This is a genomic window from Mesorhizobium sp. B4-1-1 (genome assembly GCF_006439375.1).
Taxonomy (GTDB): Bacteria; Pseudomonadota; Alphaproteobacteria; order Rhizobiales; family Rhizobiaceae; genus Mesorhizobium.
The window spans coordinates 105,379-119,554 of sequence record NZ_VFTH01000013.1 but is presented as its reverse complement, the minus strand read 5'-3'; the positions used below and the strand labels follow the sequence as shown (position 1 = coordinate 119,554).

Here is a 14,176-nt window from a genome sequence, read left to right as displayed (position 1 = left end):
GAGGTGAGTGCAAAGATGATGAAGCGGAAGGGCAGCGAGATCCTCGCTGACGAACTCAGGCTCAACGGGGTCGAGCTCGTCTATCACGTCCCCGGCGAGAGCTTTCTTTCGGTGCTGGATGCGCTGGCGTGCCGCCATCCGGAAATCCGCACAATCACCTGCCGCCACGAAAACGGCGCTGCTCAGATGGCCGAGGCCTACGGCAAGCTGACCGGAACGCCCGGTATCGCATTTGTCACACGCAGTCCCGGCGCCACTAACGCCGTGAACGGCGTGCACACGGCGTACCAGGATTCTTCGCCGATGATCCTGGTGGTGGGCCAAGTGAAGCGGGGGTTGATGGAGCGCGAAGCGTTCATGTCCTACGACTTCCGCACGATGTTCGCGCCCATGACGAAATGGGTGGCGCAGATAGATGATCCGAAACGCATCCCGGAATTCATCCAGCGCGCCTATCACACGGCCATGACCGGCCGGATGGGCCCGGTCGTCCTCGTGGTGCCGGAAGACGTGCTCGAGGAGGAATGCGTCGTTGCGACAGGAAAGCCCTACACGCTGACCTCCGTCGGGACACCCGCCCCGGCCGACATGGCGAAGGTCCGCGATATGCTCTCCGATGCGGAGCGGCCAGTCATCATCGTCGGCGGCTCCGGTTGGACCGAGCAGGCGCGCGACGACATCCAGCGGTTTGCCGAAAATTGCCGTGTGCCTGTCGTCACCACCTTCCGCCGCCGGGATATCATCGACCATCGGCTGGAATGCTATGCCGGAGAGATCGGCATCGGCTCCAACCCGGCTCTTCTTTCGCACATCCGGGACACCGACCTCGTCATCATGGTCAACGACGCGCTCAGCGATGTGAACACGATAGGGGCCGGATATATGGAGGGCTTCACACTCTTCGATATTCCCGTGCCCAAGCAGAAATTCGTCCATGTGATGAGCAGCCTCGAAGAATTGAACCGGGTCTTTCAGGTCGATCTCGCGATACTTGCCGACAATGACGCGTTCGCCGCCGCGCTCGCCGGGCTGCCTTCGGTCGACCGCGCCGCGAGAGCGGAATGGGTCCGCCGGCTGCGCAAAACCTTCGAGATGGAAACGAAGCCGGGACCGTGTCCGGGTCCGATCGACTTGCCGAACATGATGAAATGGCTTCGGAACCGGTTGCCCGATGATGCGATCGTGACGAACGGCGTGGGCGCTTACGCGACCTGGAGTCAGAGATATTTCGCCCATTATAAGCTGCATACGCAGCTTGGTCCGATTAGCGGCTCGATGGGCTATAGCCTTCCGGCGGCCATCTCGGCGAAGCTGCTTTACCCGGAGCGGATTGTCGTCAATTTCGTCGGCGACGGCTGTTATCAGATGTGCGGAGAAGAGCTTGCGACCGCCGTCCAATACGGCGCCAACGTCATCATCCTGCTTTTCAACAACAACATGTACGGGACCATCCGTATCCACGAGGAAAACAGGCTCGATGGCCGTATCAACGGGACGAGCCTGGTAAATCCCGACTTCTGCATGCTTGCCAAAGCTTACGGCGCCCATGCCGAGCGTGTGCGCAAGACCGAAGATTTCGCCCCGGCGTTCGAACGCGCGATCGGCTCCGGCAAGCCCGCGCTGATCGAGCTCGCCCTCGATCCCGAAGCGATCCACACGCGCTATTCGCTAACAGACCTACGAAAACGACGATCGGCAGGGGCCTGAGCCATCCGGTCCGACGCGAGCAAATTGGCCGGTTCGCTGAACCGGCTGCCGGCCGGCAAAGCACCCTCGACAGAAAGGGTGACCAACACAAGGGTGTCAAACCCTCCCAACCTCACCAACAAAGGGGAAGTAAAATGAAGAAAGTAATAAGTGCAGTTTCGATCGGCTTCCTGGCGGTAGCCGTTCTCGTACTCGGCAGGCCGACAATCGCGCTCGCCGACGATGTTATTACCGCTTCGGTCAAGACCGACCCGGCCTTGCACGCAATGCTGCCCAAGAGCATTCAGGATTCCGGAATTATCAAGCTGGCGACCGACGCGCACTATCCTCCGTGCGAGAGCTTTGCGGAGGATAATGTCACGATGGTCGGCTGGGAGCCGGACCTTTGGAATGCCTTGGCAAAGAAGCTCGGGGTGCAGGTCAAGGCGGAATCGATCAACTTCGATGGCCTGATACCAGGCGTCCAGAGCGGTCGCTACGACACCGCGATGGAGTGCATCTCCGACACGGTCGAGCGTGAAAAACAGGTGACGTTCGTTGATCTGTCGATTTCCATCAACGGCATCTTTACGCGTGAGGACAGTCCGATAACCAAGGATCCGCTGAGCCTGTGCGGCCTGAAAAGCGGCGAGCAGAAGGGCACGACATTTGTCCAGAGCGTCACGGAGTTGCTTTCGCCTCTCTGCGTAAAGAACGGCAAGCCGCCGATCACCACGAACGAATTCGCTTCTGCAGATGCCACTATCCTGGCCTTGCTTTCGGGTCGCGTCGATTTCTTGGTCAACGATGCTTCCGCCGCCGCCTATATCAAGAAACAGTCGTCTAAGCCGGTGAAGCTTATCGTGCTAGATGTGATGCCGAAGCAGATCGACGGCTTCATAGTGAAGAAGGACAACACGGAACTGGCCGATGCGCTGTTGGCCGGAACGAAGGCGCTGATGGACGAGGGCGTCTATGACCGCATCTTTGATAAGTGGGATATCGCGGCTCTGAAGCTGAAGACGCCCGGCATCAATCTGGTCTCCAAGGGCGCGACCGCCAACTGATATCCGAAATAGCCAAGGCATAAGCTTCCATCATTGCCTTGGCATCACAGCTTTCCGGCTCCGATCGCCCAATCGGGAATCGAGCCGGAAAGAACCGCTGGGCCAGCCGTCTGGACTTCGAGACAGCGCCGAATCTTCTTGCAAGACAACGGCGCATGGGAGGAAATGTTGGAAGCCATGCAAGCACGAAAGCTCGACGATCCCGTACCTGAGACGCCGCTCGACCAGGCGGAGCCGAAGCGGCTGCAACGCAATCTTGCCTCCGACCACAAGCTGACGGTCGTTCCCGTCCGCAATCCGGGCAGATGGATCGCCGCGGCGGCGATGGCGGCGGCGGCGATATGGCTGGTTCATGGAATCGCCACCAACCCCAACTTTGAGTGGGAGGTGGTGTTCGCGAACCTGTTTGCACCGGTCGTCCTGCAGGGACTGGGACTAACACTCTGGCTGACCGTTGCCGCAATGTGCATCGGATCGGTTTTGAGCGTCATCCTCGCGGTTATGCGGATCTCGGAGAACCCCTTTCTAAGCGTTCCGGCAGGACTTTATCTCTGGTTCTTCCGCGGAACGCCGATCCTTGTGCAGCTCATTTTCTGGTACAATCTCGCATTTCTGATACCAGAGATTGTCATCGGAATACCCTTCGGCCCGACTTTCTTCAGGGGTTCGGCCAACGATCTGATTACACCCTATTCCGCCGCTTTGCTCGGCCTCGGGCTCAATGAGGGCGCGTATATGGCGGAGATCGTCCGCGCTGGCATCATGTCTGTGGATCAGGGGCAGCAGGAGGCTGCTCGAGCACTGGGAATGAGGCCGGGACAAATTCTGAGGCGGATCGTTCTCCCGCAGGCACTACGAGTGATCGTGCCGCCGACCGGCAATGAGACGATCGGGATGCTGAAGATGACATCGCTGGTGAGCGTCATCGCGCTGTCCGATCTCCTCTATTCGGTCCAGACGATCTCATCCCGTACCTTCCAGACCATCCCGCTGCTGCTCGTCGCCTGTGTTTGGTACCTCGCTATAACCTCTGTGATGACCGCGTTGCAGGGACGGCTAGAGAAACGATTTGCCCGGGGAGAACGCGCGGCGACGGTGTCGTGGTCGAGACGGATGTTCGGCGGCTCAGCCACAAGGAATTCGAAATGACAATGCCCATGGTTTCCGCCGTTCAGGTGGGCAAGAGCTTTGGCGCCCTTCAAGTTCTCAAGGGGATTGATTTCGATGTCGAACTCGGAGAGGTCGTATGCCTGATCGGCCCTTCCGGTTCAGGCAAGTCGACCTTGCTCAGGTGTATCAATCATTTGGAGAAGATCGATTCCGGCGCACTCTATGTCGATGGCGACCTGGTGGGATACTGCCGTAGGGGAGATCGACTTTACGAACTTAAAGAAAGGGAAATCTCCGTCAGACGATCCAACATCGGAATGGTCTTCCAGCGCTTCAATCTGTTTGCCCATATGACCGCGCTGCAAAATGTGATCGAGGCTCCCATCCTGGTTCAAAAGCGTGCCAGGAAAGAGGTCATCGACGAGGCGATCGCACTCCTCGAGCGGGTCGGGCTGCGCGACAGGCTCGACGCGCATCCGGATCAGCTTTCAGGCGGGCAGCAGCAGCGGGTGGCAATCGCGCGTGCCTTGGCGATGAAGCCCAAGCTCATGCTTTTCGATGAACCGACGAGCGCGCTGGATCCCGAACTCGTCGGCGAGGTCCTCGACGTCATGCGTTCGCTTGCCGCCGACGGCATGACGATGATCGTTGTCACCCACGAGATGCGCTTTGCCGAAGAGGTGGCGGACAAGGTCGTGTTCATGGACGGCGGCATGGTCGTTGAAGAAGGGCCGCCGAAGCTGATTTTCGGCGATCCCAGTCATGAGCGGACGCGCGCATTTCTTTCGCGCATCATTTGAGCCTGCCATACGTCAATCCAAGGACGCGGACGCCGCTTTTGACGCGCCCTTCCCGCTTCCCGTTGAGACCCGGGACGAGGCCCGGAACAGGCGCAGCCGGCCAAGGCGGCGTCTGCCACCCGGGGCGATGGCCTTGCCGAAGCGGCCCAGCCGGTGCCGAACCTCCATCCCTCGAGGATGGGCGTCGCCATCACGCGGCAGTATGAGCCGCCCAGGATCGTCGCCGCGCTGGCCGGCTCACCCTTCAAGCAGCGCCGGGTTTAATGGACTGCGCGCGCTTTCAGGCACCCTTCGAACGGCTCAGTCGTTCGCGAAGATGATGGAGTTCGCGCAGATATAGCCCCACGTCATGTTGGGTCCCAGCGTGGTGCCGGCTCCCACCGCCCATGTGCCGAATGGGTTGGCCATCGCTGCGCCGGCGCAATAGAGCCCCTCCACCAAGCTTCCGGCCGGTCTGAGCACGCGGCCGCCTGCGTCGGTTCGAGGTCCACCCTTGGTCGAGACGATGGTTCGGTTGAACGGAATTGCGATGAAGGGAGCCTTTTGGATAGGTGACAGTCGGCTTTTCCCGGGCCTCGCCTTCGTCGCGACCGATGCCATATTCTCGCGATGAAATTGTTCATCCACGCCGGACGCACAGGACGCGTTGAAACGCTCGATCGTCCGTGCGAGTTCATCGGCTGGCAGTCTAGTCGCTTCGGCTAGCGCCGCGATCGTTTGCGCCTTCCTCGTCCAACCCGGATTTCGCGCTGCAAAGTGCCGCACGACGGGCAAGTTCTCAAGGAACGCCTGATCGCTGACCAGCCATGCCGGCAGATGAGCCGGCTGTCCGGTGGAGGGTTCGCGTTCATCTATGACTTCCCCGAGGTTGAAGCGGTATTCGTTGACGAAACGCCGGCCGTGGCGGTTCACAACAATCGCGTTGGGCTCCTGATGAAAGAAGGAGCTGATGCCGAATGGGCGACGTGACCCATCCAGAGGCAGACCTCCCGTGATGTTCGCCTGATCCATGTGCGCGAGTTCCGCGCCAGCCTCGACAGCGATGCGATGGGTGTCGCCGTCATTTCTCGACGGGCTTCCCAGGAAATCGCAATGTCCGGGAAAATGCTTTTCCCGCCATTCAGCGTCCCATTCAAATCCACCGGTGGCCAGGACCACCCCCTTGCGGGCCAGAATATTCCGTTTCCGCCCCTCCGCCTCCACCACCAGTCCCCTCACACGTCCGGTCTCGACGATCGGGGCGATCGCGCGGGTTTCCAGCGCGACACGGCAGCCATGATCAAGGCAGCCTCTGAGCAGGCCTGTGACGAGGGCGGTTCCCATCCCCCTGCCGCCGGTTAGCCAGCGCCAGAACAGTTGCGGCAACCTCTTGAAGGCGGCTTCGACCGGATGGTGGAATGGGTCGAGTTCAAGCATCTCCTGGAAAGTGAATACATGCGGAAGGCTGGGGGGCTGCAGGATTCGGGCATATGGCCCGGCCAGCTTCCTTCGCAGTATCCGTGGCGAAAGCATCCGCCCCATCCGCACAGCCCCTGTCTTTTCGAGATAGGGATCGGCTTCCTTGATCAACGAGAAGCGCAGGGGGGTCTCTTTTTCCAGGAAAGCCAGCATGTTCGGGGCCTCATCCACAAAGCTCCGCCAGAGCGCGTCTTCGGTCTCTCTCCAGCCCTCGGGAGCCACGGCCCGGATGTAAGTGAGGGCACGCTCCCGGTCGTCCGCTAGACCGGCGACGGCGGCGTGGTGGTTCGCCGGAATCCAGATGGCGGCTCCGGAAATCGCCGTCGTTCCGCCGATGAGACCGGCACGTTCGACAATGATGGTGGATAGACCCGCAGCGGACGTGCGAAGCGCCGCCGCCAAGCCGGCCGAGCCGGATCCCGCAACCAGAACGTCGCACGCTTCGTCGGCCTCTGCCATCGGCCTGTCTCCTACGTTTTCCCGTTCGAGGCGGGCAGATTGCCGCGTCAGCCGACGCGCCTGCAGCCGGATGATTTCGGGTCGGAGCGATCTCGAACTCCAAATCGAAGAGATAGGCAATGAAATCCGAAACCGCTCGCGCCCTCAGGTCATGCTCGGACAGCGTCCGCCGCTATGAGCAGCAGTGCCGCCGCGAGCGAGAAATTGATCAGGATCATGTAAAAATGTCGGTCCCGTTCCGGCCCGCTATACATGAACATATTGTGGTAGAGCGGGGTCGCCACCACGAGGAAGGCGATCAGCACAGCGACTGCCGGCACTATCCAGTATCCGCCGATCAGCGCCAGGCCCGCCGCGGCCTGAGCCGCAAACCCGGCAGCCATGATCGGTGCCGGCAAAAGCCAGCCATAGCTGGTTTTCACCACCGTGATCCGCTGTTTGAAATGCAGGAAGTGCCGCGCGCCGGCAATCAGGAAAAACCCGCCAATGATGACCCGGCCAATCACCTCAAGTGTCGACACCCGCTCCTCCCTAAAAATAATATTTTTTCTACTACCTTAATATATCTCTTTAATCAAGATAGCACCCGAATTTGTCGATGGAGAACGCCTCTCTTGCCACTTGCCGGGATCCCGTTCCCGGGCCAGGGACACCAAGACGCTCCCTGCATCACCGCTCAAGCACTGGGTAAATGGCAGTGAAATCAATAGCATGACGACCATCAAGGCCGCTCATTGAGCAATCGCCCGTCAAAAATATTATTAACGATCATTTTTAATATGGAAATTGACTGCCTGTACGTATAGCAATGTCCCAGGCCGATCAATCGCGGAGGATACGATGAAGTTCAACCACAGCATGGTGCGCGTGCGCGATCTGGATGCTGCCCTGGACTTTTACGTGCACAAGCTCGGGCTCGTCGAACTGAAGCGCATGGAGAACGAAAAAGGCCGCTACACTTTGGTCTTCCTCTGCGCCCCCAACGATATCGAGGTCCTCGGAGGCAATGCGCCTCAGATCGAGCTCACCTACAATTGGGATATCGAGGACTATGGATCGGCCCGGAACTTCGGGCACCTGGGCCTGGAAGTGGACGACATCTACGCGGTCTGCGATCGGCTGGTGAAGGGCGGCGTTACGCTGAGCCGGCCACCGCGAGATGGTCGCATGGCGTTTGTCCGATCGCCCGACCTCATTTCGATCGAACTGATGCAGAAAGGTACGCCGCTACCGCCGGCGGAGCCTTGGGCGTCGATGCCCAATTCCGGTGCTTGGTGAACCGACCGCCTGAGGGCAAATAGGGCGCAACCGGCCGGGCCAATCTGACTTTGGACGCCCTGTCAGGTCGCGCAAGGGTCACGCCTCCTCCCATGGGCAGCATCACTCAACCAGAGGCAGAAATTTTCATGCGCAATCGAATCTTTTCCGGGGCCGCGTCCGAAGCCATCGCCGGTTACGCAAAAGCCGTCATCGACGGCAGGACCATCCACGTCTCGGGCACGACTGGACGCGATCCAGTCACAAACGAGTTTCCCGAGGACCCGGCCCAGCAGGCACGCAATGCCCTGTCGTCGATCAACGATACTCTTCGCCAGGCGGGATCGAGCCTGGCCGATGCCGTCGTCAGCCGCGTCTTCGTTACGGACGCCGAGGCGGCATCGGCCGTCGTACCGGTTCTTGGTGAGGTCTTTGGCGACATCAGACCTACAAGCACCTTTCTCATCTGCCAGATTCCTGCGTCCGGCGCGCGGGTCGAGATCGAGATCACCGCGTCCAGAGATGGCTCCGTAGTCCCGGGCTGAACGGATAGTTCAGGAAGCGGAGCGCTCCGCTTCCTGGCTGCGTGGCTACTGCTCCTGGCGACCACCCTTCAGGTCTGCCCGGCTGAGCTGTCGGATTAGCAATCGTCACCATTTGAGGCGGCTGAAGCGCCCATCATCAGATTGAAACCAAGACCCGGTTAGGCGCGAGCCCGCAACAAGTTGCGGCGAGAGGATCCCACCGCCAAACACCCTGTTCCGCAGTGCTTATATTGCCTTCGACGATACCCAGTTTTTTACGAAGCGCGTTGGCGACAAGGCCGAAATGTCGACGGGCGAGCGCCGGCCAGCGGCGAGATTCGAGAGGACCTTTCCGGCCATCGGCCCCGGCCCGAAGCCGTGGCCGCTGAACCCTGTTCCAACGAGCATGCCTGATACGCCTTCGACGGGACCCAGGACCGGAATGACATCCGGCATTGTGTCGATGATCCCCGCCCAGCAGGTCTCGATCCGCAGATCGGCCAAGATCTTGAAGAGCCGGGAAAACTCTCGGCTTGCCTGCTCCACGCGAAAGAATTCCGGACGCGGGTTGTCGCGGCTGGGCGGAAAGTCGGCGACAGGCAAGTGCGCCCGCGAGGGAAAGAGCCGCTTGATCGGCGCGAGATAATCTATCCGTGCCGCATCGGGATTGGACCTTCGTGTGGCCTCGTACCATCGCATATGACGCCAGGAATCGAGCCGCAGGTCGTATTCACCTCCCGCGACAGATATAACATAGGCTCCGTTCAGATCCTGCCGGATGCCGGTATGTTGACCCGAGACGCAGGCCGTTATGCGCGGTTCGGACCTCGCCACCGTTCTTGCGACCGTCGCCCGGATGAACTCCTGAGGCAGATCCAGTCCCGCCTTCCTCAACAGGACGGCACTCCCGGCTCCCGCGGCGATGATCACCATGTCCGCGCGGTAAAGCCGATCGCGGATCTGAACACCGGAGACTTTTCCAGCGCTGGTTTCGATGCGCGTGACCGGCTCACCGAAAGCGAATGCTGCTCCGGCTCTGAGCGCCGCTTCAAAAAATGCGCGGGTCGCTCGAGCAGGCTCGGCCTTCCCGTCACTGGGTGTGTACATCGCTCCGACCATGCCGCAATCGGTCGCCAGCTGAGGCACCAGCGCGTAGGTTTCCGTTGCCGACAGCATCCGCGTGTCGAGGCCAAATTCTTCGGCCGCGCGCTTCTGCCAGGCACGCCTGGAAACAAGATCCGCCTCGCTGAACGCCAGCGACAGGTTCCCGCCCTGCCGCCACCCTACCCGGCACCCCAGTTCCGCTTCGAGCCCTTCCCATATCGACAGGGCGCCGATCATCAATGCAAGCTCTCGAAAGTCGCGGTTCTGCTGGCGGACAAAGCCGAGGTTGCGGCCGGATTGCGCCGACCCAGGTGCGTCTCGCTCCACAAGCAGGACACGCATTCCATTCCTGGCGGCATAATATGCCGCGGAGCATCCGACGATGCCCCCACCAACAACGATCACGTCCCAGTCGCGTGTGGATATCGCTTCCATCAGGCCGCCGCGTCACTGTCTTCTGCAGAGAAAGTCGAATCGCTCGAGCGCCCGATCATCGAGGACCTTGGCAGGCATGCCGCGCGAAAGACATCTCATCCATCAATAATGGCTGACCGCTCACCGCAAGGCCGTGACCATGATTTCCACGGTAAGAGCAGGGTCCGCCAAGCGTGACTCCACGCAGGCGCGGACGGGCTTGCCGACATCGGCGACCCATGCCTCCCACACTGTATTGAGCTCGTTGAACGTAGCGGTGTCGGCCAGCCAGATCTGCGCACTGACGAGATTCGCTTTGCTGGTGCCTGCTTGGGCGAGGTGATGATCGATCCTTTGAAGTATCTCTTTTGTCTGTGCGGTGACGGTACGGCCGCGCGTCTGGACCGCGGTTAGGCCAGCCAGAAAGACGAAGCCACCCGCCTCCACGGCAAGGCTCATGCGATTGTTCTCGTCATGTCGAACGATGCCGCTGCTCATTCCCACCTTCCTACACCAGAGGGTATTTCAAATTCATATATTATATTTCTAGCTATATGATAGGGTAAGTGATTGGTTGCCGTTGTCAAGCGGGGCAGGATTTGCAACTTGGCGAAGCGACATGGTTTCCCCAACGGCCTCAGATTTCGCAGATTTCCGTTAAATTGGCCGCTAATTCCAGCCTCGCCATGATCAACGCGAATTAAATGACGCTGGACAATCCGCCCAAACTCGTCGTATCAATCCGCCCAACATATGATATTACAATGGGAGCGAGAGGATGGCGAACGAACTTCAAAACTCGCAGCCCCTTTACGAGCAGATCAAGACGGCCATCGAAAAGCGCATACGCGGAGACGAATGGCCCGCCGATTTCCGGGTGCCTTCCGAAGAATCTCTGGCCGAGGAATTCGGCGCCTCCTCCCTGACCGTGCGCCGGGCCCTGCGGGAGCTTCAGTCGGAAGGCATGCTCGTTCGCATCCAGGGTCGCGGCACTTTCGTCGTCGGGCCCCGGATGCAGTGCGCCATATTTGATCTGCCCGACGTCTCGGAGGAAATCGCCCTCAGTGGCGGCGTGCATACCAGCGAAGTGCTCTTTCTCGGCTTTGTGCCCCCCGAAAGTCCGTTCGCCGGCATGCTGCCCCTGCCCTACGACGGTCCGGTCTGCCATTCACGCCTGCTTCACAAGGAGGACGGAACGCCCATCCAGATCGAGGATCGCTTCGTCAACCCGGCGGAAGCTCCCGACTATCTGAAGCAGGACTTCACCCGCATCACGCCTCACGCCTATCTCCTGCGGGAAACCGAAGTGACCTATGTCGACAACACGATCCGGGCGATCCGGGCCGACGAAGAAAGCAGGCGTGCCCTCGAGATCGACGGCAACCAGCCCTGCCTTCTGCTCGATCGCCGTACGTGGCGCGAAGGCGTGCCCGTGACCCGCAGCCGCTTCCTCTATCCGGGCGATCGTTACCGGTTGCGCAGTTCGCATGAAGCCACCCCGAACCGCGGCACCACGCAGCAGCGCAATGCCGCGGCATCCAGGAGAATCCGATGAGAGACTACGTTGCCCGCTTGCGTGAACGCGGCGACCTGCTTGTTGTGGGCAAGGAGATCGACCCGTTCCATGAACTGGCTGCCGTCACCCATGTCGCCCAGAAGCGCTGGGGCAAGCCGATCCTTTTCACCAACGTCAAGGGCACACGCTTTCCCGTCGTTACCAACGTTTATGGCTCGCGCGAGCGCTTGGCAGAGGTGATCGGTATCGATTCCACCGATTTCTGCCGCCAATGGAGCAATCTTGCCAATCTCGGCTCGGCAAGCGTCGGCGAACCCTTCGTCAAGGTCGATGACCCGGAACTGACCGAATGCAAGCTGTCTGATCTGCCGCTCATCACATACTCCGATCGCGACGCCGCGCCCTATTTCACCTCGGCCATGTTCATTGCCAAGGATCCTGAGACGGGGATCGGCAACCTGTCCTATCACCGCTCGATGTATGTGAGCGACAGCGAACTGCGCTGCCGCCTGGCGCCGCGCCATCACCTCACCATCTATCATGAGAAGGCAGAGAAAATGGGCAAGCCGCTGGAGGCGGCGATGTTGATCGGCGCGCCGGCGACATCCTTCCTCACCGCCGCGGCTCCGCTGCCCTATGACGTGGACGAACTCCAGGTCGCGGCGCGGCTGAAGGGCAGCCCCATCGCCATGCGCAAGTGCAAATATATCGACCTTGAGGTTCCGGCCGACACCGAAATCGTCATCGAGGGCCGCTTCCTGCCAAACGAGCGCCGGCCCGAGGGCCCGTTCGGCGAATTCATGGGTTACTACGTCCCTGAAGGCCCGAATGCGGTGTTCGAGGTTTTGGGGGTGACGGTGCGGCGCGACGCCATGTTCCACAGCATCCTGTGCGGCTCGGCCGAAGAGGTGCTGACGCTGGAACTGTCGGTGTCCGCCAACATCTTCCAACGGTTGAGCGCGGCACTGCCCGGCATTCTCGATGTCACCTGCCAGCCCTTTGTCAATCATGCCGTGATCAAGGTCGACCAGCAGTTCGAGGGCCACGCCCGCCAGGTAATGCTCGCCACCATCGGCGCCGAGCCGATCTGGGCCAAGGTGGTCACCGTCGTCGACGAGGATGTGGACATCTACAGCATGGATGACGTGATGTGGGCGACCTTGACCCGGTGCCGCCCAGACAAGGACATGATCATCATTCCCGACACGCCTTCCTTCTATCGCGACGAAGCCAAGGATCATTGGGGGCGCCTGCTTGTCGACGCCACCAAGCCGTTCCACCGCAGGGCCGAATTCGAACGCAAGAAAATCAGGCTTGCCGACAAGGTCGATCTCGCGAACTGGTTCGAAAACGCGTGAGCGGACCTGCTTCATACTGGCATGGCGGCACGGGCGAGCCACAGCCTCCCCGCATCATCGTCGGCATCAGCGGCGCCTCCGGCGCCGTCTATGGCATCAGAGCGCTGGACCAGCTCAGGGCCGCCGGCGTCGAAACCCATCTGATAGTGACGCGGTCGGCGCATCTGACGCTTTCCCAGGAACTCGGCATGCGTCCTGCGGAGATCGCCGAACGGGCCAGCGTCTACCACAATGTTCAAAACATCGGCGCCTCGATTTCCAGCGGATCCTTCCGGACGCTCGGCATGCTGATCGCGCCCTGTTCCATCAGGACGATGTCCGAGATCGCCACCGGCGTCACCTCCAGCCTGATGAGCCGCGCGGCGGACGTGGTGTTGAAGGAACGCCGTAAGCTTGTTCTGATGCTGCGCGAGACTCCGCTGCATCTCGGCCACCTTCGGACAATGACCGCGCTCGCCGAGATGGGTGCGATTATCATGCCGCCCGTTCCCGCGTTCTACGCCAGGCCACGCTCGCTTGAAGAGATGGTGGACCATAGCGTCGGCCGCGCGCTCGACCTGTTCGGCATCGACAGCGGCAAGGTGGCGCGGTGGGATGGAATGAGCGTCGACCGCGAAGCCTGCCCGAAACCCGGCGGCGATGCCTCCTGAAGCAGAGTCCTTACCGATGCAACCTGTCATAAATATCGAGCAAACCGCTGATCGCCCGCGCCGCCGTCCGGTCCACGGCGCGCATATCGGCATTATCGTGCTCGACACCGGGTTCGAGCGCCTTCCGGGTGATGTCGCCAATGCCCTGACTTGGCGTTTCCCGGTACAGTATCATGTTGTCACCGGAGTGCGCCCACAGGATGTGATCGAGGGCGCGCCCGAAAAGGCCTTGCCGGCTTTTTACGACGCTATCGACCGGCTGACCGAATTGGGCGTGGACGGCATCGCCACCAGTTGCGGGTTCCTGGCGATGGTACATCCGCAATTGCGCGCCTACAGCGGAGTGCCGATTGCCTCATCGAGTCTGATGCAGATTCCACTCGTGCTGCAGACATTGCCGGCGGATAAGACTGTCGGCGTCATCGTTTCGGATCGCAAGTCCATCACGGACGAGCATTTCATAAATATCGGTGCTCCTGTCGGCCTTCCACTCGGCGAGCTCGCCTTTGACGGGCCGATCCGCGCCAACATGCGCAACAACGCCTCCCGGGTCTCCTATGCGGCACAGGAGCGCGACGCTCTGGAGACTGTGGAGCGCATGCTCGCCGAAACGCCGTCGATAGGCGCCCTGGTCAGCGAATGCGCCAATCTTCCTCCCTATTCGCGGGCAATCGAGAAGACCTTCGGCGTGCCTGTCTACGATGTCGTGTCGCTCGTCGAGTGGCTTCACGCAGGCTTGAGGCCTCGCGGTTTCCACCCGGAAACCTCCTGAA

The 14,176-nt window shown here is 60.6% G+C and carries 14 protein-coding genes; 10 read left to right on the top strand and 4 right to left on the bottom strand.

The window, feature by feature from the left end; translation table 11 throughout:
* Positions 1-18: 18 nt before the first annotated feature.
* The 4 genes from FJW10_RS19135 to FJW10_RS19120 all read left to right on the top strand — a co-directional run bounded on the left by FJW10_RS19135 (position 19) and on the right by FJW10_RS19120 (position 4,663).
* Positions 19-1,707, top strand: a complete 1,689-nt coding sequence (locus FJW10_RS19135; protein WP_140901261.1) for a thiamine pyrophosphate-binding protein — start codon at positions 19-21, stop codon at positions 1,705-1,707.
* Positions 1,708-1,841: 134 nt separating this feature from the next.
* Entirely contained in the window at positions 1,842-2,753 is a 912-nt protein-coding gene (locus tag FJW10_RS19130) for an ABC transporter substrate-binding protein (RefSeq protein WP_140901220.1), read from the top strand.
* Positions 2,754-2,918: 165 nt separating this feature from the next.
* Positions 2,919-3,902, top strand: a complete 984-nt coding sequence (locus FJW10_RS19125; protein ID WP_246674311.1) for an amino acid ABC transporter permease — start codon at positions 2,919-2,921, stop codon at positions 3,900-3,902.
* The gene (locus FJW10_RS19120; protein ID WP_140833264.1) at positions 3,899-4,663 is read left to right on the top strand and encodes an amino acid ABC transporter ATP-binding protein; all 765 of its coding nucleotides are present in this window, start codon (positions 3,899-3,901) and stop codon (positions 4,661-4,663) included. Before FJW10_RS19125 ends, FJW10_RS19120 begins: the two co-directional genes overlap by 4 nt.
* 300 nt (positions 4,664-4,963) lie before the next feature.
* On the opposite strand, the gene FJW10_RS19115 is transcribed toward FJW10_RS19120, so the two are convergent.
* Complete coding sequence (locus tag FJW10_RS19115) at positions 4,964-6,580, bottom strand: FAD-dependent oxidoreductase (RefSeq protein ID WP_140901219.1); 1,617 nt, start codon at positions 6,578-6,580, stop codon at positions 4,964-4,966.
* Positions 6,581-6,729: 149 nt separating this feature from the next.
* The gene (locus tag FJW10_RS19110; RefSeq protein WP_181177585.1) at positions 6,730-7,101 is read right to left on the bottom strand and encodes a DoxX family membrane protein; all 372 of its coding nucleotides are present in this window, start codon (positions 7,099-7,101) and stop codon (positions 6,730-6,732) included.
* A 319-nt stretch (positions 7,102-7,420) separates the two neighbouring features.
* Here FJW10_RS19110 and FJW10_RS19105 point away from each other — a divergent pair, with 319 nt between their 5' ends.
* Positions 7,421-7,858 carry a VOC family protein gene (locus FJW10_RS19105; protein WP_140901218.1) on the top strand — a complete coding sequence of 146 codons (438 nt, stop codon included), beginning with the start codon at positions 7,421-7,423 and terminating at the stop codon, positions 7,856-7,858.
* 128 nt (positions 7,859-7,986) lie between these two features.
* A complete protein-coding gene (locus tag FJW10_RS19100; protein ID WP_140901259.1) occupies positions 7,987-8,382 on the top strand; it encodes a Rid family hydrolase in 396 nt (131 codons plus the stop codon).
* Positions 8,383-8,607: 225 nt separating this feature from the next.
* On the opposite strand, the gene FJW10_RS19095 is transcribed toward FJW10_RS19100, so the two are convergent.
* Positions 8,608-9,900, bottom strand: a complete 1,293-nt coding sequence (locus FJW10_RS19095; protein ID WP_140901217.1) for an FAD-binding oxidoreductase — start codon at positions 9,898-9,900, stop codon at positions 8,608-8,610.
* Between the two features lie 120 nt (positions 9,901-10,020).
* On the bottom strand, positions 10,021-10,377 hold the full coding sequence (locus tag FJW10_RS19090) for a RidA family protein (protein ID WP_246674309.1): 357 nt from the start codon (positions 10,375-10,377) through the stop codon (positions 10,021-10,023).
* 280 nt (positions 10,378-10,657) lie between these two features.
* On the opposite strand from FJW10_RS19090, the gene hutC reads away from it, so the two are divergent.
* From hutC to FJW10_RS19070, 4 genes are read left to right on the top strand one after another with little or no spacing between them, the layout of a single operon-like run.
* On the top strand, positions 10,658-11,434 hold the full coding sequence (gene hutC, locus FJW10_RS19085; RefSeq protein WP_140833273.1) for a histidine utilization repressor: 777 nt from the start codon (positions 10,658-10,660) through the stop codon (positions 11,432-11,434).
* Positions 11,431-12,753 carry a UbiD family decarboxylase gene (locus tag FJW10_RS19080; RefSeq protein WP_140901216.1) on the top strand — a complete coding sequence of 441 codons (1,323 nt, stop codon included), beginning with the start codon at positions 11,431-11,433 and terminating at the stop codon, positions 12,751-12,753. Before hutC ends, FJW10_RS19080 begins: the two co-directional genes overlap by 4 nt.
* Entirely contained in the window at positions 12,750-13,403 is a 654-nt protein-coding gene (locus tag FJW10_RS19075) for a UbiX family flavin prenyltransferase (protein ID WP_140833277.1), read from the top strand. Before FJW10_RS19080 ends, FJW10_RS19075 begins: the two co-directional genes overlap by 4 nt.
* Entirely contained in the window at positions 13,393-14,175 is a 783-nt protein-coding gene (locus tag FJW10_RS19070) for an aspartate/glutamate racemase family protein (protein ID WP_246674308.1), read from the top strand. The genes FJW10_RS19075 and FJW10_RS19070 overlap by 11 nt, the downstream gene beginning before the upstream one ends.
* The last annotated feature ends 1 nt before the right edge of the window (position 14,176 follow it).